The organism is Nocardia uniformis NBRC 13702, from assembly GCF_001613345.1.
Taxonomy (GTDB): domain Bacteria; phylum Actinomycetota; class Actinomycetes; order Mycobacteriales; family Mycobacteriaceae; genus Nocardia; species Nocardia uniformis.
Window position 1 is genome coordinate 1 of record NZ_BDCE01000043.1, and the last position, 21,618, is coordinate 21,618.

Consider the following 21,618-nt stretch of genomic DNA (forward strand, 5'->3'; position numbering starts at 1 on the left):
GCCGCCATTGACGAAATCGGCTGCCACGTCTTTCGGATTGCTGGAACCGGGGACCAGGCCACCGCCGCCGGTGCCGGAGAGCAGGAACCAGGCCCCGATACCCAGTATCGCCACCACCGCCACGCCGCCGAGGATGAGCGGCACCGCGTTGTTCCCGCGCTGCGGCGGCGGCTGCGGAAACTGACCGCCGTACTGCGGCGGCATCGGCGGTTGCTGCCCGTAGCCGTGGGGTGCACCGAACTGTGGTTGTTGTTGCGGCGCAACACCGTACGGCTGCTGGAGCGCGCCGTGCGGTTGCTGCGGTGGTGCGCCGTACGGTGGTTGTTGCGGTGGTGCGCCGAACTGTTGCTGCTGCTGCGGCGCGCCGTACGGTTGCCGCGCCCCGTGCTGTTGCGGCGGCCAACCGCCGGGCTGGTGGGCGGGGTTCGAATGGCGCGGGTCGGTCATACGCTCAGTTCACCATCGCCGCGCGTCGCTTCGGTACCGCGCGAACATGTTTTTACATTCGCTTGAGATTTGCGTATAGCCGTTCATCGCAGTCCATGCCAGCATCGGACAGTGCGAATCCCTATGAGAATCACCAGATCATCGGGGAGTCGCGCAGTTCGGCGAGGGTCATACCGCGGCGGCGGCGCACCAGATTGCGGAGGGTGGCCGCATCGGTGTAACCGACCCGAGCGGCAATGGCATCGACGGTGAGCGAGGTGGTGCGGAGCAGCTGTCCGGCGCGCTCCAGTCGAATGTCGTTGGCGAACTCCCGTGGAGTCATGCCGAGTTCGGCACGGGTGGCCCGTTGCAGGCTGCGTTCGGTGGTCCCGAGAGCACGGGCGGCGGCCGAGATGGGCAGCGGCTCGGTCAGATTCGCGCGAATCCAGCGTTCGAAGGCAGCTACCAGGGAATCACCGCGCGCGACCACCTCGGGAACGGCGAACTCCGCCTGGGTTTTCCGGTTGCCGACCGCCAGATATCGGGCTACCAGTTCCGCCAGCGCGGGCGAGCTCGAGTGCACCAGCGACAGCGCCAGATCCATATGCGACAGCGACGCACCGGCAGTGGTGACGCGCCCGCCACGGCACAGCAGGCGGCTCTCGTCCAGGGCGACCCGCGGATATCTACGGCGAAAGCTCGCCCCGAGCCACCAACTCGTCGTCGCCGGTTCGCCGTCGAGAACACCGGCCTCGGCCAGGAAGAAAGTACCGGTACAGGCCGCGGCGAGTCGAGCCCCCTCGCCGTGTGCGCGTCGAATGCGGTCGAGTACCGGACCGGCGCGCCGTGACGACACCAGTTCCACCAGTGGCTCGGCGCCGAGCACATTCACCGCCGGGACGATCATCAAATCGAATTCATCGCCCACCTCGGCCAGCGGCGTCGTCGCGAGCGCATGCCCGTTGCCGGAGCGAACGCTGTCGCCGAATGCGACGGTCCGCACCCGCCACGGCGGGGGCGGCGTCGGCAACTGGTCACGCAGCGCACTCGCCATGGTGAATGTTTCGATCAACGCCGCATAACCGAAGTCGGCGACACCATCGACAACGAATACGGCGATCTCCATGTCGCGCATGCTACTGAACATGTCGCGTACGGCACTCTCACAGGGAGGAAGGCCACCCTAATCTCTTGATCATGCCGGGCAGTACCATCGAGTCGAGCCGCGGTGTCGGGGAGGCGGAATGGACACGATGACCGAGTGCCCGGCCACGGATTCGTGGCTGGACCAACGGGTGCGGTTGCTGATAGTCGAGGAGGACGACGAACTCGGCGAAACCCTGGCCGAGATCATGACGGGCCAGGGTTTCGATGCCGAACGCACCTGTCGCGGTGCGGATCTGCTACTGGGGCACCGCCGCTACGACGCGGTCATTCTCGGACTGCCGGATGGCGACGGCTTGCACACGCTGCGGCGGCTGCGGGAGGTGAGTTCGGTTCCGGTGCTGATCCTCAATGACCGCGACGACGAACGCACCATCGTGCGCGGACTGCGCAGCGGGGCCGACGACTGCCTGGCCAAACCCCCACGCATCGGCGAACTGGTCGCACGGCTCGAGCGGGTGCTGCGCCGCGCCACGTTCGAATCCACCAGCGGTCCAACCGTAGTCATCACCGGCGATGTCCGCGTAGACCTCGCCGCGCGGGAGGTCGATGTCGCGGGCACCCCGGTTATACTCACCCAGAAGGAATTCGAACTGGTCGAAGCGCTGGTGGCGCGACCGGGGACCGCAGTGAGTCGTGAATTCCTGATGGACCGGGTGTGGGGCGATGCCTTCTGCGCGGTGTCACGCACGCTGGACGTCCACATCTCGACCCTGCGCGCCAAACTCGGTACGCCGGGCCTGATTACGACGGTCCGGGGATTCGGTTACCGCTGGCGGTCGTAGCGCTGATCCGAGAGCGGACCGGGTGATCAGGGCTTGGCTGCCTGCGCCGCGGTTTCGATCAGATCGGTGACGGCCTGCGGTTGCGACAGGGTGACCGCGTGGCTGGCGGACTGCTCGACAACCGTCGCCTCGGCGCGACCGGCCATCTCACGCTGCCCGGCGGCCGGGATCATCCGATCGTCGCGAGTGATCAGCGTCCAGCTGGGCAGCGTTCTCCACGCGGGGACACCGGTGGGCTCGGCGAAGGCGGCGGCCGCGATCGGGCGCTGCCCGGCGGCCAGTGCGGTGGCCTCCTCGTGGGGCAGGTCCTGAGCGAAGTACTCGGGGAATTTATCTGTCGCCACCGTCAATTCGGGTGCGACGCCCGCTCCGTCCGGCAGTGGATATTCGCGCGGCACGCCGATCACGGTGGCCGGACCGCCGAAGCGGCCGTCGAGCCCCCCGAGCGTTTCGCCCTCATCGGGAGCGAATGCGGCGATGTAGACGAGACCGGCAGCCTTATCGGACCCTGTTGCCGCATTGGTGATTACGGCACCGCCGTAGGAGTGCCCGACCATGATCGTCTTGCCGGGCATCCCATCCAGCACGCCCCGGATGTAGGCCGAGTCGTAAGCGAGGCCGCGCAGCGGCACCGCCGCGACGGTCACCTGATAACCGTCGCCCTGTAGGCGTTCGACGACCTTGCTCCAGCTCGAGCCGTCGGCGAACGCACCGTGCACCAGCAATACCGACGGTTTGTCGCCGGACTGGTCGGCGGCGGAACCGGTATCGGCCTTCGCCGTACATCCGGTCATCGTCACACCCAGTGCCAAGGTCGCCACGGCAAGCAGGGTGACGCCCGCGGTGCGCGGCGTCCGACCGGTGTTCTTGTTGCTCATTATTCCCTCGCCTCGAATCAGATGTGCGGGACCTGTTCGCTCCCGCCCTGATTCACACCCTGATCAGCACCGCTCAACATTCCCTGGACAGCGACCGAACACACAGCTCAGCTCCGTGTTCGCACACTCGCTGGCGGCCACGATTGCAGCAATGACCCGCGGTCGGGCCCGGATAACCAGCACCGGATCCGATGCGACTTCCATCACTGCCCGGCGCGCCTCGCAGTTGCCCAAGGATTGCTATCTGCCCTGCTCGTAGGGCACAGGCATCGATTCTGGGCCGATCCGACGAGCCGTACCTGCGGCGAAGTTCCCCTATGTCCGAATTCGCGGGCATCGCACGGCTGTTTACGATTTCTTCCGGACCGTATCGAGAGGGTGTGAAGATCAAGTGGATCGTCCGGGCGCGATACAGGTGCTCCTGCTCAATGGCGTCGAAATACGCCGGGGCGGGCAGTCGCAGCCGCTCGGTCCCCCGCAACGCCGAGCGGTGCTGTGCGCACTGGCATTGCGACGCCGGCAATGGATCTCGGCATCCGGTCTGCTCGACAGCCTCTACGACGACGCTCCGCCGGCCAGTGGCACCGGCGTGATCCAGACCTACGTCGCCGCACTGCGCCGCATCCTCGAACCCGATCGCGCCCCGCGCAATCCCCCGACCGTACTGCTGTCCGGGCACGGCGGGTATCAGCTGCGGATCGACGACGAGCAGATCGATGTCGGCGTCTTCGACCGCCTCGTGGGCGACGCCGCCCGCGCACGGCACGCCGCCGACCTGGAGAGCGCCGAGCGCTACTACACCCAGGCGTTGGCGCTGTGCTCCGGCGAACCCCTCGCCGGTGTCCCGGGACCGTTCGCCGAGGCCCAGCGCGCGGCCTTGACGGAGCGCCGGCTCGCGGTGCTGGAGGACAGCCTCGAAATCGCCGTACTGCGCGGCCGATCCGACGCGGCGATAGATCCGCTGCGCATGCTGACCGCACAGCATCCGCTGCGCGAACGGTCGCGTGCGGTCCTGATGCGGGCGCTGTCGGAGCGAGGCCGTCGGTCCGAGGCCCTGGACGTCTACCGCGATACCCGGCGCGTACTCGTCGACGAACTCGGGGTCGAACCCGGGGTGGAACTGCGACGGCTGCACGAGCGGATACTCACCGGAGCCGAGCCCGAACACCCACCGCAGGTGGTCGCGGTGCGGGCTACCAACGATGCGGTGCCCGACGATGATTCGGCGCTACCGCTCGTCTTCGACCGCGAGCGCGAGCTGACCCGGGTCGCCGCCTGCGTACGCCGCGCGACCACCGGGGTGGGTGGTCTGGTGGTGATCACGGGCCGTCCGGGCCACGGTAAGACCCAGTTGCTGAACGAGGTTGCGCGACAGCACCCTTCGGCAGTGCGGCTGGATCTGACCTCGACATCGGGCGACGACGATCTCGTGGGCCAACTCCTCGAGCGGCTCGGCGACCGTGACATCGGCGGCGAGGACCGGGCGCTGGCCGATCGGTTGCACGCGGCCATCGCCCGGAATTCGGCGGACCAGGCGCTGCTGATCCTGATCGACGATGGCACCCGGATGGACGATCGCTCGGCGCGAGCCCTGGCCGCGATCGCACCGCGACTGCGCGGGCTGCCCGCCCTGGTAATCCTCACCCTCGACGAAAGATCCTGGGAAAAACAGTCTTTGGACCTGCACGATCGCCTGGAGCCGCTGGCCGCGGCCGTACTGCGACCGGGCGGACTGACCGTCGCCGGAATCGCCGGACTGTACCGGCGGCGAATCGGCACGACTCCCCCACCCGAACTGGCCGCCGAGATCCACCGTGCCGCAGGAGAAATCCCGCTGGTCGCCGGTGCGCTGATCACCGACCTGGCCACCGCTCATATCGAGAACCGGGTTCCGGATCGGCTGCCGGAGGGGTGCTACTCCCGCTCGATCCAACGCCAGCTGAGCCGGTACTCACCCGAGGGTGTGCGCACCTTGCGCGCCCTCGCGGTCCTGCAAGAATTCCGGCCGACGGTGGAGATCCTCGCGGCAGCGTGCGATGAACCTGTCGAAACCATGCGGCACCGCTGCGAATTGCTCGCCGCGATCGGCCTGCTGGCCGTGGCCGATCCGCCGGAGTTCCGACACCCTTTGATCGCCAATACGATTCGCTGGTTGTGCCCCGCCGAGGATGCGAACGCCTTCCGGACGGCCGCGGCGGCGCGGGCCCGGGTGGCGGGATATCCGGTGCGGCAGGTGGCCGCCTATCTGCGCGATCTGACCGGCGTCCGCTATGCGCGGTGGACGGTCGTCCTGATCGACGCGGCCGAAGAATGCCTGGACCGCAATATGATTCCCGAGGCCACGCACTGGCTCGAGACGGCGCTGCGTATCTGCGCACCGGAGATTCGCGACGACCTGCTGGTTCGCCTCGGACAGTTGGAGCTGTGGACCAACCCGGCCGCCGCCCGCGCGCATCTGGAGGAAGCGCTGGACAGTCAGCGCGCCAGGGCGACCGCACCGACCGCGCTGATTCCCCTGGCATGGGCAATGGCATCACGACGTGACGCCGCGGCGGCAATGACATTGCTGACGAACGTGATCGCGGAGACGGCGGAGCGTGATCGGGTGGCCGCCGATACCCTGCGCGCGTCCGCGTGGATGGTCGCCGCATTGGCTCCGTCGACGTGGCGTGACTATTTCGCCGGTCTACGTTCCGGAGACCCCACCGACCGAATCACTGCCGCCGTGCTCACCTGGGATGATGCCTTCAGCACCCGGATCGGCGCGCGTACCGCGCTCGACCGGCTGTCCCCGCAGCGCCTCGAGCACGACAGCGCAACGCTATCCGGTCCACTACTCGGTCTGCTCGCACATCTGGCCATGTGGTCCGGCGACCTCACCACCGCACTGCATCTCACCGAACAGCGCGACGACCAGCATTTCGGCACGATCGACACCTACCGGGTAATCGTGCGCTCCGAGGTCCTCATCCGGGCCGGCGCGTACGAGCGGGTGCTGCGCGAGGTCGGACCCGTGATCGGCGCGATCGACGACGAACTCGTCGCGCCGCCGACCACGTTGGTGGCCCAGTACGCAAACGCCCTGATCGAACTCGGCCGCGTCGAGGAGGCCGCGCGGTGGCTCGACCGCCGCGCCGCCCGTGCCAACCCCGAGACCTGGGAATTGACGGTGGTCACCCACGTCCGGGCCAGGGTGTGCGCCGCGCGCGGGGCCGCCCGGGAGGCGGTCGCGCACTTCCTCGATTGTGGGCGCCGCACCGCGGCGGCGGGAATCAGCAATCCCGCCCACATCCCGTGGCGCAGTTCGGCGGCACTGGAACTGGTGGGCTCGGGTGAGCGAGATCGAGCGCTGGAGCTGGCCACCGCCGAATTCGCTCTCGCGCAACGCTGGAATACCCCGAGCACGGTCGGAAGGGCAATGCGCGCCATGGCATTGGCCGCACCGGACGCCACCGATGTGCGGCTGCTCGAGCGGGCCGTCGACCTGCTCCGCACCGCGGAGTCCCCGGTCGAACTCATTCCGGCGCTATTGGATCTGGCGCAGGTCTGCGAGGAGCCAGAGCGGGCCCGGAACCTGCTGTGGGAGGCGCGCGTTCTCGCCGAATCCCTCGGAGCCGCACGGTATCTCGACTCGATCGCTACTCTCCTGACCGGGCTCCCCCGTTGCCCGGCCCGATAGCGGCCGGACAGCGGGGGTCGGGGTCGGTCAGCGGTTGCGCGCGGCCTTCGCGATGAGATCGGCGATCTCGGCGGGCTTGCTGACCATGGAAGCGTGCCCGGTCGCCAGCGTGATGATGCGCTCCTCGTCGGTGATCTGAGCGGCCATCTGCCGTTCCAGATCGGGATGGATCATGGCGTCATTGCCCGACACCTGATACCACGTGTTGGCGCGCTGGGACTCCCACGCCGGCACCCGGGTTCCGGCTCCGGCCAGTGCCAGCACCGAGGTCGGCTTCTGAACCGCGGCCAGCACGGTCGCCTCCTCCGTCGTGAGATCGGCGCAGAAGTCTTGGTGGAATCGGGACCGGTCGATGAGGAAATCGGGGGCCTCGGGTGTGCCGATATTGATCAGATCGGCACCGCTGGGCAGCTCGACGCCGAACTCCTGGTTGATCTGGAAGGCGGACTGTCCCGCCTTGGGCGCGTACGCGGCCACGTAGACGAGCCCGGCCACCCGCGGCCGGTCGACAGCGGCCTGGCTGATCACCGCACCACCGTAGGAATGGCCGACCAGAATCGTAGGCCCGTCGAGCAATTCGAGATCGCGCACCACGGTCGCCACATCGTCGTCGAAGCCGCGCAGGGCCAACTGGCTGGCCACTACGCTCGCGAACCCGTCGGCCCGCAGGATCTCGATCACCTTGCTCCAGCTCGAGCCATCGGCCCAAGCGCCGTGGACGAGCAGAATATTCGGTAGTTCATGAGTGTTGGTCATGCACCGACCATCCGGCCCACGACTCAATATCGGCTGGACATCCACCGAACGCCCAGCTCACCTTGTACGTGGGTAGCGGTGCCACGGTCAGCAAAAGAAACTGGTCGGTACTCTGCGCGCCGATCGAGACCGAACCGCATGTTTGAAAATTCGCCCGGCTGTCAACCCTCCAATACATCAGCAAATCTTCAGCTAATATCCGAGCGCGAAGACCTCACACCACTCAACTGCGGCACGCTAAGGGGAACGATCGTGTCCGAGCCGGACGGTAGACCCCAGGACAAGGCGACCGTGAGCGCAGCACCGCTCTCACGGCGTCACCTGCTGGGCTTGGGAGCGGCCGCACTGTGCGGCGCCGGGGTGGCCGCGGGATTCCGCGCCACCGACGACGAACGTCGTAAACCGCCGTCGTCGGTGGAAACGCAGTGCCGCGCAACGCAATGATCCGACCGGGTGGCTACCTCACGGCTCGGACGGGCGACCCGATTCCGGCGAGCCCGGTCAGTGCCCGCGGCAAGGCGCCCTGGTGCAGCACGCCGAGACGTTGGGTGGCGCGGGTGAGGGCGACGTAGAGTTCGGCCGCGCCGCGCGGGCCGTCGGCCAGGATCCGTTCCGGTTCCACGACGAGGACGGCATCGAACTCCAAGCCCTTCGTTTCCGACGCCGGTACCGTGCCCGGTACATCCGGTGGCCCGATCACGACGCTGGTCCCTTCGCGACCCGCTTCCTCCCGGACGAATTCCTCGATGGCAGTGGCCAGTTCGTCCGCGCCGACCTCCCGGGACCAGGGCTGGACACCGCAGGCGCGAACCGACTCCGGCGGCTGGACCTCGGGTGCGAACTCGGCGAGCACCGCGGCGGCGACACTCATGATCTCCGCCGGGGTGCGGTAGTTCACGGTGAGCGACCGGTAGACCCAGCGGCCGGGCACATACGGCTCCATCATCGTGCTCCATGAGGTCGCTCCGGCCACCGATCGGCGCTGGGCGAGATCGCCGACCACCGTGAAGGATTTGCCCGGGCAGCGGCGCATCAGCACCCGCCAGTCCATTTCGGACAGTTCCTGGGCCTCATCGACCACCACATGCCGGTAGGTCCAATCCCGGTCGGCGGCAGCGCGTTCGGCGAGTTCACGGGTATCGCGCTCGAGGAAACGATCCGCCAGATCCTCGGCGTAGAGCAAATCCGTGGCGAACAGATGGTCCTCGTCGTCCATCATGTCCTCGCGGCCGACCATATTGTCGAGCACCGCGGCGGCATACGCGGCCTCGGCCCTGCGTTCCCGCTCGGCGGTCCGGTCGACCGGCTTATCGCGGCCGAGCAGGTCGACGAGTTCGTCGAGCAGCGGGACGTCCGACACCGTCCAGGCGTCGCCGTCGACACGGAAGAGCGCCGGGTCCGCGCCTGCCGCCCGGAGCCGCTCCGGTGACGAGTACAGCTGTGTCAGCAGTGTTTCCGGCGTCAGTATCGGCCAGAGTTCGTCGAGCGCGGCGGTGAACCCGTCGTGGTCCGCGAGCTCCTCGCGCAGATCGGTGCGCAGGTTCTCCCAGGCTTCGCGGTCCGCGCGGGTCAGCCAGCCCTGGCCGATCCGGGTAATCGCCCGCTCGGTGAGCGCCCAGGTGAGGACCTCGATGAACACCTCACGAGCCGCATTGTGTGGCAGTCCGCTGGTACGCGCCTCCTCCCTGGCCCAGTCCGCGGTCGCGGCGTCGATCCGCACCGTGACATCCGCCAGTTCGATATGCACCGGCTCCTCCGGCACACGCTGCCGATCGGCGACCGCCGCCGCGAGGACATCCAGGATCCGCAGTGAGCCCTTGAGCCGCGCCGCTTCCGGAGTGTCGTCGGCGGTGGCGCGCAGACCGGGTACGAAATCACCGGCGGTCATGAACACCACATTGGTCTCGCCCAATGACGGCAGCACCCGGCCGATGTGGTTCAGGAACGCCGGATTGGGCCCGACCACGAGTACGCCGTGGCGTTCCATCTGCTCGCGCTGGGTGTAGAGCAGGTACGCGACACGGTGCAGCGCCACCACGGTCTTCCCGGTACCCGGGCCGCCCTCGATGACCAGCACGCCCGGATGATCGAGCCGGATGATCTCGTCCTGCTCGGCCTGAATCGTCGCCACGATATCGCGCATTCCCGCACCGCGCGGCGCGTTGACCGCCGCGAGCAGGGCGGCGTCCCCGCCCTCGCCACCATCGGGACGGCCGAGGACCTCATCGGTGAAATCGACTAATTGCCGCCCACGCGTATGGAACTGGCGCCGCCGACGCATATCCTCCGGGGTCGCGGCGGTGGCGACATAGAACGCGCGCGCCGCCGGAGCCCGCCAGTCGAGCAGTAACGTCTCGAACTCGTTCGCCTCATCGAAAAGGCCGATCCGCCCGATGTAGGTCCGCTCACCCGCCAGGGTGTCCAACCGACCGAAACACAGCCCGTTATCCGCGACATCCAGTCGCTTCACCTCTTTGGCCAGCGCGCGCACCTCGAACTCCCGTTCCATCGGTGAGCCGCCGTTCCCCCGCAACGCCGCGGAGTATCGCCCCTTCACTTGCGCGCGCTCGCCGTCGAGGCGCGTGTACAGCCCGGCCACATAGCTCTGCTCGGACCGCAATTCCGCTTCGTACCCCTGAGTTTTCACATGCCCTCGCTTTCCGGGCAGCAGCCCATCTCCGCAGGTACTGGCTTTGACCCAGGCGATTCTGCAGCACTACCCGGGTCTTGCCGCAAGCCCCCCGGTGCGGTATACGTTAGAAAGGGAAAGGAGTTAGGACTCTCCTTTCCCTTTCCTGTGCCCGTTCTGACGACCCCTCACATTCCGGGCAGCCCGGCGAAGAGCAGCTGGAAGATGGTTCCGCTGACGGGGCGGGGTGCGGTCGGCGGGGTGAAGACGTGGCCCTCCGAAGTATCCGTGACCAGATAATTGGCGTTCACGCTCTGATTCCGATCGAGCACCCCTTCACAGTGCGGGCCACCGGTGGCGTTGACCTTCGCGAGATCCTGCGGATACTTGTACGGTTCGCCAGCGGGCATGAGGCTGGCATTGAACTTCACCCAGGGACCGTCGCCGCCGAACATATCCGAGATCACCGGCAGGCCCGTCGACAGGCCGACGATGGTGCAGTACAGCGCGGACCTGTACTCATTGAGTGTTCCGGTGGTCGGGCGGAGCAGGCGCAGGGCTGTACTCAGCGGACCTTCGGTGTCATTCAGAACGGGTGTCGCGGTATCGGCGAGACCGATCACACTGAGCAGTACCGCATCCAACTGTGTCGCGCTGTCGACGAGTGTTCCGGCGGTGACCTCGGCATTGCCGGTCACCCGCAGGAGATCTGGAACCGTATCGGCATACAGGTCGGTGACGTCGGCCGTGGCGATCAGATCTCGGCGCAGTGCGGGCAGACTGGGGTTGAGTTCGCGGAGCATCTCATCCGAGGCAGTCAACAGCTCGCCGATTTGGGCACCCCTGCCATCGAGTGCGGTTCCCAACGCGGACAACGTGGCATTGAGCTTCACGGGGTCGATCTTGTCCAGAATATCGGACAGTTTTTGGAACAGCGTGTTGAATTCCACCGTCACCGCTGTCGCGGCGACCGTCGCACCGGCGCGCAACGGTTGACTCGAAGGATTTTGTGGCACAACAAAATTGACATACTTCGCGCCGAATACCGTGGTCGACTCGATGTCGACAGTCACATTAGCCGGCAGGTAGGTGAGCTGGTCGGGATTGATTTCGAGCCGCAGGCGCACCGAATCGGGGTCATAGTCCACCTCCGCGACACGCCCGATATCCACACCACGCAGTTTCACTTTCGCATCGGGATCGAGCACCAGCCCGCTACGCGGCGCCTGCACGAATACCGTCGCCGACGAGGTGAAAGCCCCGCCGTACATCATCAGCACCAGCGTGAGGACACCCACGATGAGAACAATCAGGGCCAGTCCCGCAAGTCTCTGCGCAACCTTGGCCGACCTTGCCATTTGCCTCGAAAAACCCAGTGGCACACGACAAGGCTAAACCTGAACAGCGGCAGGTATACATGCTTTCGGAGAACCGATCGGTATGCATTCCGAACAGTTGTCCAGTGTGGTGTCCTGGACCGCGCGGCCACTTATTGTCCGTCAGGACGGCGTCGAGAAGAGCCCCGGGCGGGTGACCAGGGGAAGATCGAGGGTCGTCCGGATTCCCGGCGGTGCGGCGACCACCGCGGGGATCGAGTTCACGATGCGCCCGGCCGCGGCGACAATCGCCGCGTGGTTGTGATCGCCATGCCGACTGGCTGGAATGATATCGACGGAATAGGAAGGCTCACCGACGATTTCGATGCGGTAGCACCCACCACCCCGTGCGGGCCGTGGCCAGTGCGGGCACAGATCCTCGTGCAATCGGGTGATGTGTTCGATGACGATCACGGCCTCGTCCGCGACCATGCCACGCACTTCGAACCGCAGGGCGGCCAACCCGCCCGCGGGAATATGACCGGCGGCGATATCGAATGCGCTGGGCGCGGGGACACGTTCGTACGTTTCGGTAATCGCGTCGATGGTCACACCGAGCCCGGCGGCCAGCTGCCGGATGGCGGGACCCCACGCGAGGCCGAGAATTCCCGGTTGCAGCAGCATCGGAATCTCATCGAGCGGCTTTCCGAAACCCATGACATCGAACATGACGGTCGCGCCGTCGTAGGTGGCGTAGTCGGCGATCTCCATGCAGCGCACCTGCTCGACGGTCTGACAGGTGCCCGCCAGCGCGAGCGGCAAGAGGTCATTCGCGAAGCCCGGGTCCACACCGGTGATGAACAGGCTCGACTTCCCCTGCTCGGCAGCGTCTTCCACCGCGCTGAGGTACTTGGTCGGGAGCACCTGCCAGGGATACTGGAGGATTCCGGGCGCTGAACCGACCACATTCACGCCGGCGGTGAGCAGACGTCGACAGTCGTCCATCGCGCCCGGGAGCCGGGTGTCACCCATGGCGCAGTACACGACACATTCGGGCTCGGTGGCCAGCAGAGCATCGAGATCACCCACCGCGGCGATCCCGGTCGCGACCCCGAGACCGGCGAGGTCGCCGGCATCGCGGCCCACTTTGTCCGGCGTCGAGACGCATACCCCGGTCAGCTCGTAGTTCGGGCTGCCGATCAGGCCGGATAGGGCCAGACGGCCCACGTTTCCAGTGCCGACATGGGCAACACGGATGGGCATATTTCTCCTCCGGGGATACGGGAGGGTGTGCGGGGCATACACCCGACATTCCTCCCGGTCAGTACTCCAGACAGGCGTCTGGATTTGATTCCAGTCGCATGTTAGCGTCACCGACATGGGACGTGTAGAGGGAAAAGTCGCACTCATCAGCGGGGGCGCACGCGGAATGGGTGCCGAGCACGCGCGGCTCCTGGTTTCCGAGGGCGCCCGGGTGATCATCGGTGACGTACTCGATGATGAGGGCCGCACCCTGGCCGAATCACTCGGCAGCGCAGCGAGTTTCGTCCATCTCGACGTCGCCGAACCCGATCATTGGGACGCTGCGGTCGCACAGGCGGTGGATGAGTTCGGAACACTGAATGTGCTGGTGAACAATGCGGGCATTGTCAACGGCGGACCACTGCGGAAGTTCGATCTCGACAAGTGGCGTCGAATTATCGACGTCAATCTCACCGGGACATTCCTCGGTATGCGGGCCTGCGTTGATCCCATGATCGCCGCGGGTGGCGGCTCGATCATCAATGTCTCCTCGATCGAGGGCCTGCGCGGCGCACCGTGGGCACACGGCTATGTGGCGTCGAAGTGGGCGGTGCGCGGTCTGGCCAAATCGGCGGCACTGGAACTGGCACCGCACAATATTCGCGTCAACTCCATCCACCCCGGCCTGATTCGCACGCCGATGACCGCCGCGCTACCCGAGGATCTGGTGACCATCCCCCTCGGCCGTCCGGGCGAATCGCGAGAGGTCGCCACGTTCGTACTCTTCCTGGCCAGCGACGAGTCCTCGTATGCGACCGGATCGGAATTCGTGATGGACGGCGGCCTGGTTACCGCCGTGCCACATAAGACGTCCTAGCCTCACGCCAGTAATCGGCGAGCGCACTTCTCCATTCGATCGGCCACTTCCGCGTAGGAAAGATGGCCCATACCGGCCTGCAGCATTGCGCCGTAGAACAGCAATTCGAGGCATTCCAGATCCTCGGTGTCATCCGTTCCGAGTGCGTGTGTCAGGCGCGTTCGAAGTTCGCCGCCGATACGCAGCCGCAGATGTGCGACGTCGGGGTCGTTGCCGAGCAGCGCCTGGCCCACCGCGGCGGCCAGCGCGGGCTCGTCCGCGACCAGCATGGCCGCTTGCCGCAGTACCGCGAGCGCGCGGGTAGCACCGTCGGCGTCGGGTAATTCCGCGGGCGGCAGGGCGGTCAATCGTCGCCAGTACACCTCGGAGATGAGGTGCTCCTTGGAGGAGAAATAGGTGTAGGCGGTGGCGGTACCGACACCCGCCTCGGCGGCGATCAGTCGAATGGTGGTGCCGGCGAAGCCCTCACGAGTGAGCACCTGCACTGCTGCCGTAGTGAGCCGGTCGACGGTTTCGGCCTGTTTGCCGGTCAACCGTCGACGGGTGGCTTCCATATTGGGCGATTAGGGGGCGGACATATGTCCGAATACTACTACCGACACCTGTCCGGACGTGATCGCCGACCCAGCACGCGGGTATGTGTCGATGCTGTCGGCCGCTCGTGTCAGGGCGTTGGCTGGTCCGACTGCCAGTCCCTGCCGAACAAGGGCAGCTGTGGAGAGACGCTGTCGCCGTCGCTATTGAGGCTGCGCAGGCACCGCACACAGCTGACGCCCGCCCGGGTCGGTTGCAGGGCCGCAGGCGACCAACCGGCTACGCCGGTGTGGCACAACAACTCCGGCACTTCCTCGGCCCCGATCCACTTGCCCATACTGACCGCGTGCACGGTGCGCCCATTGCGAACGATGGCGTGTACGCCGGGATCACCGAATTTCGCTCGCTCGGACGCGGCCAATGGGGCGATGTCGGTCATGCGCTGGACAATACGGATCCACTACGACAACGGCGGGGACGTTGGCGGCCCGGTCACCCGGTCGGTCGTGGTTATCGGGTGCGGCGGAGCCGCTCGTCGTAGGTTCGGCGCGCGGTCTGGTCGACATCTTCGAGGAAGATGTGGTCGATACCGAGTCGGCGGGTCATGAATTCCCCGATCGGGCGGGGGGTGAGCTTATTCGCCGCGGCGAGCCAGCCCGCTGACCGGGTGACGGTGACGCGTCGACGTGGCCGTGCGATGAGATCGGCGATCGCCCGGGCGACATCCTCCGGCTCGGCCAGTAGACCGAACGGCGCTCGGGTGCCGGCGATCATTTCCGTGCGGGTGAAGGTGGGCAGCACCGCAGAGAAGTGCACGCCACGGCCGCGGTATTCGCGGCGCATCGAATCGGTGAAGTTCAGGACCGCCTGTTTACTCGCGCAATAGGTGGCCATCCCCGGGGTCGGGTTCTCTCCGGCCAGGGACGCGATATTCACGCAGTGTCCTCGGCCCCGGGCGAGCATGTGCGGCAATACGATTTTGGTGCCGAGCATTACGCCGTAGACATTGACATCGAGGATTCGGCGGGTGATCTCGTCGGGTTCGGAGGTGAACAGGCCGAGTGGCATGACCCCCGCATTATTGATCAGCACGTCGAGCGGGCCGACCGTATCCCGAGTTCGATCGAGAAACGCCGCGAACGAGGCGGGGTCGGTGACGTCGAGCCGGAAGGCCCCGGCCAGACCCAGGGCCGAGGCGGTGTCGGATGCGGTCTCGCTGTCGATATCTCCGATGACGACGGCGGCACCACGTGCGGACAGCTCCGCGGCGATGGCCCGGCCGATCCCGCGCGCGCCTCCGGTGACGGCGACGGTGCGGCCCGCGATCGATCGGTTGCGATACTGCCTACTCATCGAACTTCAAACCTTCCGCTCACCGCGAATCTCATTGTGCTGTAACGCTATTGTGTGACCATGAAAACTCGACTCAACTGCCCCTGCGGTGAACATATTTCGGCTCCCGACGAGGCCCAGCTCATCGCGCTGACCCAGGACCATCTCGCCGAGAAACACCCCGGCCACGATTACACCCCCGACGAAATTCTGTTCATCGCATATTGATTCGGGAGTCGCCGCGTACCGGTGTCGTTCATAACGTCACCGGCCGCGTCGCGTTGCCAACCGACTACTCGTAGCGGACCTGCCAGTGTTTGATGCCATTGATCCAGCCCGAGCGGAGTCGCTGTGGTTCGGCGATCTGGGTCAGGTTCGGCATGGCATCGGCAATGGCGTTGAACATCAGGTCGATTTCCAGGCGCGCCAGATTCGCGCCGACACAGAAGTGCGCGCCGGTGCCACCGAAGGCCAGATGCGGATTGGGGTCGCGCAGCACATCGAAGGTAAAGGGGTCCGCGAAGGCGTCCTCGTCGAAATTGGCCGAGCCGTAGAACAATCCGACACGTTGCCCCTCACGGATAAGTTGCCCGCCGAGTTCGGTGTCGGTGGTCGCCGTGCGCTGAAAGGCCGTGACGGGCGTCGCCCAGCGCACAATCTCATCCGGTCCGGTACGTGGGCGCTGCTGCTTGTACAACTCCCACTGGTCGGGATTGTCGACGAAGGCCTTCATACCGTGCGTGATGGCATTGCGGGTGGTCTCATTACCCGCCACGGCGAGGAGGATGACGAAGAAGCCGAATTCGTCGGAGCCGAGGGCCTCGCCGTCCAGGTCGGCGTTCACCAACTGGGTAACGATATCGTCCACCGGATTGGCGCGGCGCTGCTCGGCCATATTCCAGGCGTACCCGAGAATCTCCACCGACGCGTTGGTCGAGGCATCGGTGGTGGTGGCGTCGCCGTATTCGGGGTCGTCATAGTTGAGCATCTGATTGGACCAGTCGAAGAGTTTGCGCCGATCCTCCTGCGGCACACCGATGAGTTCGGCGATGGCCTGCAGCGGTAGCTCACACGCCACCTGTTCGACGAAATCGCCGCCGCCCTCCCGCTTGGCCGCGTGCACGATCCGCTCGGCCCGCTCGGTCAGCGCCGCACGTAACCCCTCTACGGCGCGTGGACTGAATCCCTTCGAGATGATGCGGCGGATCTTGGTGTGCTTGGGCGGGTCCATATTCACCAGCAGTGCGCCGGTGAGTTCGATCTGGTCGACGGTCACCTGACCGGGCAGCCGGATGATCGCGCCCTTGCGCTGCGCGGAGAACAGCTCGGGCTTACGTGAAATCTCCTTGATGTCCTCGTGTTTGGTGACAGCCCAGTATCCGCCGTCACGAAATCCGCCGGAGGCCTCATCGGTCTGCGCGTTCCACCACACGGGTGCGGTACGGCGCAGTTGCGCGAATTCCTGGACGGGATTGCGGGTTTCCCACAGGGCCGGGTCGGTGAGATCGAATCCGATGGGCAGTGGCGGCGCTGACACAGCATCCTCCTGGTAGGTCGACGTCATTGTTGACCGTGAGTGGGCGCGACGAGTCATCGCCGCCGACGGCGATAGCGGACACGGCACGGCTGCTGCAACTGCACCACCATCTTGGAGTGGTCGTTGCGATAGGAATCCGACGGCTGGTCCATCTCGAATTCGTAGTCGCGCAAAAGAATCGAGAAGATCGCCTTCAGCTGCATGAGCGCGAAGGCCGCACCTACGCAGCGGTGGCGGCCCGCGCCGAACGGAATCCAGGTCCACCGATTGACCAGGTCCTCCTGCCGCGGATCGAGATAGCGGCCCGGATCGAAGGCGTCGGGATTCGGGAAGTCCTCCGGAATCCGGTTCGACACGGCCGGAGTCGCGGCCACCATGTCACCCTCGGCGATCTGGTGACCGCATACCTCGAACTCGCCACGCGCGATACGCATGAGGATGATGAGCGGCGGATGCAGGCGCAGAGCTTCCTTCAGCGCCGCCTCCAGATTCGGAATCTGCCGCAGCGCATTGTGACTGACCTCCGAGCCGTCGGCATAGAGCTCATCGAGTTCGGCGACGACGGCACTCATCAGTTCGGGATGGCGCAGCAGTTCGATAGTCGTCCAAGCGGCGGTGCCGGAGGTGGTGTGGTGCCCCGCGAACATCATCGAGATGAAGATTCCGGTGATCTCACTGGCCGAGAATCGTGAAACCCCCTGCTCATCCTTGACCGAGATCAGGACGTCGAGCATATCGCGATCGTCCTTGCCCACAGGCGGATTCGCCGCGCGCTCATCCATGATCGCCTGCACCAGCTCGACCAGTTGCACGCGCGCCTCATCGCGGAGGCGGAAGCTCTCGATCGGGGCGTAGGGGTCGACATAGGCCAGTGCGTCGGTGCCCTGTTCGAGCTGGTGGTACAGCTGCGCGAAACGGCCGTCGAGCTGGTTGCGGAATTTGACGCCGATCAGGCAGGCCGAGGAGGTGTAGATGGTGAGCTCGGCGAAGAAGTCGAGCAGATCGATCTCTCCCTCATCGCCCCATCGGGCGAGCATCTGCTCGACCTCACGGGCGATGGTGCCCGCGTGACCGCGCATGTGCTCCGCACGTAAAGCCTGGTTGTGCAGCATCTCCTTGCGACGTTCCGGTGGGGCGTCGAAGACCACGCCTTCACCGAAGATCGGCTTCATGAACGGATAGGCCGCGGCCTGATCGAGGTCGTCGTCGCCGGCGCGGAAGAAGAATTCGTTCGCTTCGGCGCCCGACAGCAGAATCACATCGCGCCCGGCGAGCTCGAAGGCCCCGACATCACCGCATTCGGCGCGGACCCGGCCCATCAGCGCGATCGGATCGGTGCGGAATTCCTCGAGATGCCCGTGCTCGCCTCCGCCCCCGGACACTCGCTGCGGCTTGACCAGTGTCATTGGAAGTCCTTCCCGGATCAGCTGCCCAGACAAGATATGGACATGTGTCCGGACACTACTACCGATAGGTGGCTAGGACAAGGGTCGGGATGGAAAACCCATGCGGCAGCGACCGATCCCAGGACAGGATCCTCTTTGGTGGCACCGTCGGCGCCTCGGCGTCAGAGTCGCGTCGAGTCCAGCGCGATCTTGGCGTTGCGGCCGGGGCGCTCGCTGGCGGCGGCGGCTTCGGCGGCGGCTTCCAACGGGAATGCCGTTTCTACATCGAGTCGCAGCACGCCTCGGGCAGCGAGTTCGACGAGTTCGGCGATCAGGCGGTGGCGGTCGCCAGCCCCGATCTCCTCGGCTCGCTTGGAGCCCCAGAACCCCTTCACAACAGCCTGTTTGAAGATCATCTTGCCTGGATCGATCAGCAGCGGCTGACCGGACAGGGCACCGAAGGAAATCAGTTCACCACGCGGACCGAGTAGCGCGAGCAAGTCATTTGCGGTGCGGCCACCAACCTGGTCCACGGCGCGGGCGATGGGAACACCCTGGGTGGAGGCGGCGGCCTGTTCGAGCCAGTCGGGGGATTCGGTGTCGATGACCGGATCGAATCCCAAGTCCTGCAATGCTTTCTGCGAATCCGGGCTGCGGACCAGATTCAGCACATTGATCCCGCGGTCCCGCGCGAGGACGTTCAGCAGTCGGCCCACCGCGCCGTTGGCGGCATTGACGGCAATCCAGTCACCGGACGACACCCGCAAGTCTTCCAGCAGCATGAGGGCGCTGAGTGGCATGGCGAGCAACTGGCTCGCGGTGGCATCGGACACCGTGTCGGGAACCGGGACGACCGCGGCGGCGGGAGCCAGGAAGTATTCGGCCCACGCTCCCTGAATGCCCGAAACCGTTACACGCTGGCCGGTTTCCAGGCCGGTGACCTCGGATCCGACGGCATCGACGCGGCCGACGGCTTCGGTGCCGGGGACGGCGGGCAGCGGCGGCCGATAGCCGTATACGCCGCGAATGATGGCGAGATCGTGATTGTGAATCGGTGCGAGGATCAGTTGGAGCCGCACCTCGGTCGGACCGGGCGCGGGAAGCGGTCGGTCGGCCGTGGCCAGGACCTCGGTCGGCTCGCCGAACTGCTGGATAACTACTGCACGCATATTCCGCTCCTTCTCAGTCTTCGGCCACAAGGACGTGGACGTCGATATTGCCGCGCACCGCATTGGAGTACGGGCACACCTGGTGCGCCGCGTCCGCGAGGGTCCGGGCTTCGTCGCGCGACAGGTGCGGCAGTGACACCTCGAGCGTCACGGCGAGTGCGAACCCTCCGGCGTCATTGGAGCCGATGCCGACCTTCGCGCCGACCGCCGAATCGGCGATATTCGCCCTGGCCTGAGTACCGACCCGGCGCAGCGCCGAGTGGAAGCAGGCCGCGTATCCGGCGGCGAACAGCTGTTCCGGATTGGTGCCCTCACCACTGCCGCCCAACTCCTTCGGAGTGGACAGGGGCACAGCGACCTTGCCGTCGGTGGTGCGGCTGTGACCGTTGCGGCCGTCGCCGGTCGCCATCGCCTCGGCGGTGTACAGGATGTTCATCTCAGCTCTCTTTCGCGTTGTTCAGTGCCCGCGTGACGCGGCGCAGTGTTTCGCGCAGCGCCACCAGCTCTTCCACCGACAGTCCGGTGGCTTCGGCCATCTGCGCCGGGATATCGCGTGCGCTGCCGTACAGCCCGCGCCCACGCTCGGTCAGACTGATCTCGACCCGCCGCTCATCCGCGACCGAACGACGACGCTCGACCAGTCCGGCCGTGGCGAGCCGCTTGAGCAGTGGAGACAGCGTCCCGGAATCGAGCGCGAGTTCCGCGCACAGATCACCGACGGTGCGATCGTCGCGCTCCCACAGCGCCAACATCACCAGGTATTGCGGATAGGTGAGACCCAACGCCTCGAGCTTCGGCCGGTAGGCGGCGGTAATCGCCCGCATCGCCTCGTAGAGCGGGAAGCACACCTGCTGCTCGAGCGCCATCGAATCATCGGCCATACCGAAACAGTAGACAGCAATTTGGTTGTGCACAACATAATTGCCCGTGTTACATATCACGTAGCCCTTGTCGAGCCAACGAGGTCATGGCGCGTGGCCGGTACTCGCGGATACCTTCGTCAGCGGGCGACCCTGCGGACGAGAGCCGCGTAGCCGGAGCCGAACAGTGCGGTGTGGACGAGCGCGAGATGGAGTTGGTGCAGTCCCACCCGCTCTTCCCAGCCGTCCGACAGGGGATGGACTTCCCGATACGCCCCGAATATATGGTCCAGGTGCGGTGTCCCGCCGAACAGGCGCAGCGTGGCCAGATCTGTCTCACGGTGACCTCCGTGCGCGGCGGGATCCACCAGCCAGACCTGGTTGCGGCCCCAGAGCACGTTCCCCGGGTGTAGATCCCCGTGTATCCGCGCAGGGGGTTCGACTGGCACCTCGCTACGGTCGAGCGCCGACTCCACCTGCGCGACATCGGAATCGGTGATCGCGCCCGCATCCCGGGACAGCCGCAGATACGGTTCGACGCGGCGGCGTCGATACCATTCGAGCCACGAAACGTCCGCCGCCAAGGTGTTGTCCAGCGGTTGGGTGCCGATGTATCCGGGCCAGTCCGCGCCGAATCCGGCACATGGTGCGCGATGCATGACCGCGAGCCGCCGCCCGAAATCCGCTGCCGCGGCGGCGGTCGGCGCGCCATGGTTGATCCACTCCAGCACAAGGACCCGCGCGTCCACCACGAACACCTCGGGCAGCGGCGGACCACCGGGGACGGTCAGCCATCGCAGTCCAGCGGCCTCGGCCGCGAAGAAACCGGCCGGCGGGGTGCCGGGAAAACGTTTCGCGAACAGGTCGCTGCCGTCGTCGAGCGTCAATCGCTCGGCGGTACAGATATCGCCGCCGACCACCGGGGTCACCCGAATCCGCTGATGCTCGAGGAATATCCCCACCAGATGCGGATTGGCGCGCAGCCACTCGAGATCCATTCGCCCGACCCTAGCCCAGGGTGGTCGCCACCTCGAGCGGATTCGCCCCTT

The 21,618-nt window shown here is 66.1% G+C and carries 20 protein-coding genes and 1 pseudogene; 5 read left to right on the top strand and 16 right to left on the bottom strand.

Annotation, left to right across the window (positions count from 1 at the left end; translation table 11 throughout):
* Window positions 1-447, bottom strand: a pseudogene (locus NU1_RS41345) (hypothetical protein); the annotation flags it as partial.
* Between the two features lie 130 nt (window positions 448-577).
* The gene (locus tag NU1_RS12695) at window positions 578-1,552 is read right to left on the bottom strand and encodes a GlxA family transcriptional regulator (RefSeq protein WP_067520797.1); all 975 of its coding nucleotides are present in this window, start codon (window positions 1,550-1,552) and stop codon (window positions 578-580) included.
* A 169-nt stretch (window positions 1,553-1,721) separates the two neighbouring features.
* Between NU1_RS12695 and NU1_RS12700 the strand changes: the two genes are divergently transcribed.
* Window positions 1,722-2,375 carry a response regulator transcription factor gene (locus NU1_RS12700; protein ID WP_067520800.1) on the top strand — a complete coding sequence of 218 codons (654 nt, stop codon included), beginning with the start codon at window positions 1,722-1,724 and terminating at the stop codon, window positions 2,373-2,375.
* A gap of 26 nt (window positions 2,376-2,401) precedes the next feature.
* Here NU1_RS12700 and NU1_RS12705 read toward each other — a convergent pair whose 3' ends face one another.
* Window positions 2,402-3,253 carry an alpha/beta fold hydrolase gene (locus NU1_RS12705; RefSeq protein ID WP_245720092.1) on the bottom strand — a complete coding sequence of 284 codons (852 nt, stop codon included), beginning with the start codon at window positions 3,251-3,253 and terminating at the stop codon, window positions 2,402-2,404.
* Window positions 3,254-3,644: 391 nt separating this feature from the next.
* Between NU1_RS12705 and NU1_RS12710 the strand changes: the two genes are divergently transcribed.
* Window positions 3,645-6,932: an ATP-binding protein gene (locus tag NU1_RS12710; protein ID WP_067520702.1), complete on the top strand. Its 3,288-nt coding sequence runs from the start codon at window positions 3,645-3,647 to the stop codon at window positions 6,930-6,932.
* 27 nt (window positions 6,933-6,959) lie between these two features.
* Here the strand turns inward: NU1_RS12710 and NU1_RS12715 are convergent, their stop codons facing one another.
* Entirely contained in the window at window positions 6,960-7,688 is a 729-nt protein-coding gene (locus tag NU1_RS12715; protein WP_067520705.1) for an alpha/beta fold hydrolase, read from the bottom strand.
* Window positions 7,689-7,979: 291 nt separating this feature from the next.
* Between NU1_RS12715 and NU1_RS41350 the strand changes: the two genes are divergently transcribed.
* Window positions 7,980-8,132, top strand: a complete 153-nt coding sequence (locus NU1_RS41350) for a twin-arginine translocation signal domain-containing protein (protein ID WP_157552162.1) — start codon at window positions 7,980-7,982, stop codon at window positions 8,130-8,132.
* A 13-nt stretch (window positions 8,133-8,145) separates the two neighbouring features.
* On the opposite strand, the gene helR is transcribed toward NU1_RS41350, so the two are convergent.
* The 3 genes from helR to NU1_RS12730 form a co-directional block, all read right to left on the bottom strand.
* Window positions 8,146-10,335 (bottom strand): RNA polymerase recycling motor ATPase HelR, encoded by a 2,190-nt coding sequence (gene helR, locus NU1_RS12720; protein ID WP_170264162.1) that lies wholly within the window; start codon window positions 10,333-10,335, stop codon window positions 8,146-8,148.
* 170 nt (window positions 10,336-10,505) lie between these two features.
* Complete coding sequence (locus NU1_RS12725; protein ID WP_067520708.1) at window positions 10,506-11,675, bottom strand: MCE family protein; 1,170 nt, start codon at window positions 11,673-11,675, stop codon at window positions 10,506-10,508.
* Between the two features lie 141 nt (window positions 11,676-11,816).
* Window positions 11,817-12,896 (bottom strand): NAD(P)H-dependent amine dehydrogenase family protein, encoded by a 1,080-nt coding sequence (locus NU1_RS12730; RefSeq protein ID WP_067520710.1) that lies wholly within the window; start codon window positions 12,894-12,896, stop codon window positions 11,817-11,819.
* 115 nt (window positions 12,897-13,011) lie between these two features.
* Here NU1_RS12730 and NU1_RS12735 point away from each other — a divergent pair, with 115 nt between their 5' ends.
* Complete coding sequence (locus tag NU1_RS12735) at window positions 13,012-13,752, top strand: glucose 1-dehydrogenase (RefSeq protein WP_067520713.1); 741 nt, start codon at window positions 13,012-13,014, stop codon at window positions 13,750-13,752.
* A 2-nt stretch (window positions 13,753-13,754) separates the two neighbouring features.
* Here NU1_RS12735 and NU1_RS12740 read toward each other — a convergent pair whose 3' ends face one another.
* The 3 genes from NU1_RS12740 to NU1_RS12750 all read right to left on the bottom strand — a co-directional run bounded on the left by NU1_RS12740 (window position 13,755) and on the right by NU1_RS12750 (window position 15,639).
* Window positions 13,755-14,306, bottom strand: a complete 552-nt coding sequence (locus NU1_RS12740; RefSeq protein WP_067520716.1) for a TetR/AcrR family transcriptional regulator — start codon at window positions 14,304-14,306, stop codon at window positions 13,755-13,757.
* A gap of 110 nt (window positions 14,307-14,416) precedes the next feature.
* Window positions 14,417-14,725 (bottom strand): hypothetical protein, encoded by a 309-nt coding sequence (locus NU1_RS12745; RefSeq protein WP_067520720.1) that lies wholly within the window; start codon window positions 14,723-14,725, stop codon window positions 14,417-14,419.
* Window positions 14,726-14,796: 71 nt separating this feature from the next.
* Window positions 14,797-15,639, bottom strand: coding sequence for an SDR family oxidoreductase (locus tag NU1_RS12750; protein WP_067520722.1), 843 nt, complete (start codon window positions 15,637-15,639; stop codon window positions 14,797-14,799).
* A 60-nt stretch (window positions 15,640-15,699) separates the two neighbouring features.
* Here NU1_RS12750 and NU1_RS12755 point away from each other — a divergent pair, with 60 nt between their 5' ends.
* Window positions 15,700-15,846: a DUF1059 domain-containing protein gene (locus NU1_RS12755; RefSeq protein ID WP_067520807.1), complete on the top strand. Its 147-nt coding sequence runs from the start codon at window positions 15,700-15,702 to the stop codon at window positions 15,844-15,846.
* A gap of 64 nt (window positions 15,847-15,910) precedes the next feature.
* Here NU1_RS12755 and NU1_RS12760 read toward each other — a convergent pair whose 3' ends face one another.
* The 6 genes from NU1_RS12760 to NU1_RS12785 all read right to left on the bottom strand — a co-directional run bounded on the left by NU1_RS12760 (window position 15,911) and on the right by NU1_RS12785 (window position 21,567).
* Complete coding sequence (locus tag NU1_RS12760; protein WP_067520810.1) at window positions 15,911-17,155, bottom strand: cytochrome P450; 1,245 nt, start codon at window positions 17,153-17,155, stop codon at window positions 15,911-15,913.
* A gap of 53 nt (window positions 17,156-17,208) precedes the next feature.
* Complete coding sequence (cyp51, locus tag NU1_RS12765) at window positions 17,209-18,561, bottom strand: lanosterol 14-alpha demethylase (RefSeq protein WP_067520725.1); 1,353 nt, start codon at window positions 18,559-18,561, stop codon at window positions 17,209-17,211.
* Window positions 18,562-18,722: 161 nt separating this feature from the next.
* Window positions 18,723-19,709: a zinc-binding dehydrogenase gene (locus NU1_RS12770; RefSeq protein ID WP_067520813.1), complete on the bottom strand. Its 987-nt coding sequence runs from the start codon at window positions 19,707-19,709 to the stop codon at window positions 18,723-18,725.
* Between the two features lie 13 nt (window positions 19,710-19,722).
* Complete coding sequence (locus NU1_RS12775; RefSeq protein WP_067520727.1) at window positions 19,723-20,145, bottom strand: organic hydroperoxide resistance protein; 423 nt, start codon at window positions 20,143-20,145, stop codon at window positions 19,723-19,725.
* A 1-nt stretch (window position 20,146) separates the two neighbouring features.
* Window positions 20,147-20,590 carry a MarR family winged helix-turn-helix transcriptional regulator gene (locus tag NU1_RS12780; protein ID WP_067520731.1) on the bottom strand — a complete coding sequence of 148 codons (444 nt, stop codon included), beginning with the start codon at window positions 20,588-20,590 and terminating at the stop codon, window positions 20,147-20,149.
* Between the two features lie 119 nt (window positions 20,591-20,709).
* Complete coding sequence (locus NU1_RS12785; RefSeq protein WP_067520734.1) at window positions 20,710-21,567, bottom strand: fructosamine kinase family protein; 858 nt, start codon at window positions 21,565-21,567, stop codon at window positions 20,710-20,712.
* Window positions 21,568-21,618: the final 51 nt, after the last annotated feature.

Coding starts and splice junctions, on each gene's coding strand:
- NU1_RS12695 (WP_067520797.1), bottom strand. CDS start 1,552: ATGGAGATCGCCGTATTCGTTGTCGATGGTGTCGCCGACTTCGGTTAT.
- NU1_RS12705 (WP_245720092.1), bottom strand. CDS start 3,253: ATGAGCAACAAGAACACCGGTCGGACGCCGCGCACCGCGGGCGTCACC.
- NU1_RS12715 (WP_067520705.1), bottom strand. CDS start 7,688: ATGACCAACACTCATGAACTACCGAATATTCTGCTCGTCCACGGCGCT.
- NU1_RS12725 (WP_067520708.1), bottom strand. CDS start 11,675: ATGGCAAGGTCGGCCAAGGTTGCGCAGAGACTTGCGGGACTGGCCCTG.
- NU1_RS12730 (WP_067520710.1), bottom strand. CDS start 12,896: ATGCCCATCCGTGTTGCCCATGTCGGCACTGGAAACGTGGGCCGTCTG.
- NU1_RS12735 (WP_067520713.1), top strand. CDS start 13,012: ATGGGACGTGTAGAGGGAAAAGTCGCACTCATCAGCGGGGGCGCACGC.
- NU1_RS12740 (WP_067520716.1), bottom strand. CDS start 14,306: ATGGAAGCCACCCGTCGACGGTTGACCGGCAAACAGGCCGAAACCGTC.
- NU1_RS12745 (WP_067520720.1), bottom strand. CDS start 14,725: ATGACCGACATCGCCCCATTGGCCGCGTCCGAGCGAGCGAAATTCGGT.
- NU1_RS12750 (WP_067520722.1), bottom strand. CDS start 15,639: ATGAGTAGGCAGTATCGCAACCGATCGATCGCGGGCCGCACCGTCGCC.
- NU1_RS12755 (WP_067520807.1), top strand. CDS start 15,700: ATGAAAACTCGACTCAACTGCCCCTGCGGTGAACATATTTCGGCTCCC.
- cyp51 (WP_067520725.1), bottom strand. CDS start 18,561: ATGACACTGGTCAAGCCGCAGCGAGTGTCCGGGGGCGGAGGCGAGCAC.
- NU1_RS12770 (WP_067520813.1), bottom strand. CDS start 19,709: ATGCGTGCAGTAGTTATCCAGCAGTTCGGCGAGCCGACCGAGGTCCTG.
- NU1_RS12775 (WP_067520727.1), bottom strand. CDS start 20,145: ATGAACATCCTGTACACCGCCGAGGCGATGGCGACCGGCGACGGCCGC.
- NU1_RS12780 (WP_067520731.1), bottom strand. CDS start 20,590: ATGGCCGATGATTCGATGGCGCTCGAGCAGCAGGTGTGCTTCCCGCTC.
- NU1_RS12785 (WP_067520734.1), bottom strand. CDS start 21,567: ATGGATCTCGAGTGGCTGCGCGCCAATCCGCATCTGGTGGGGATATTC.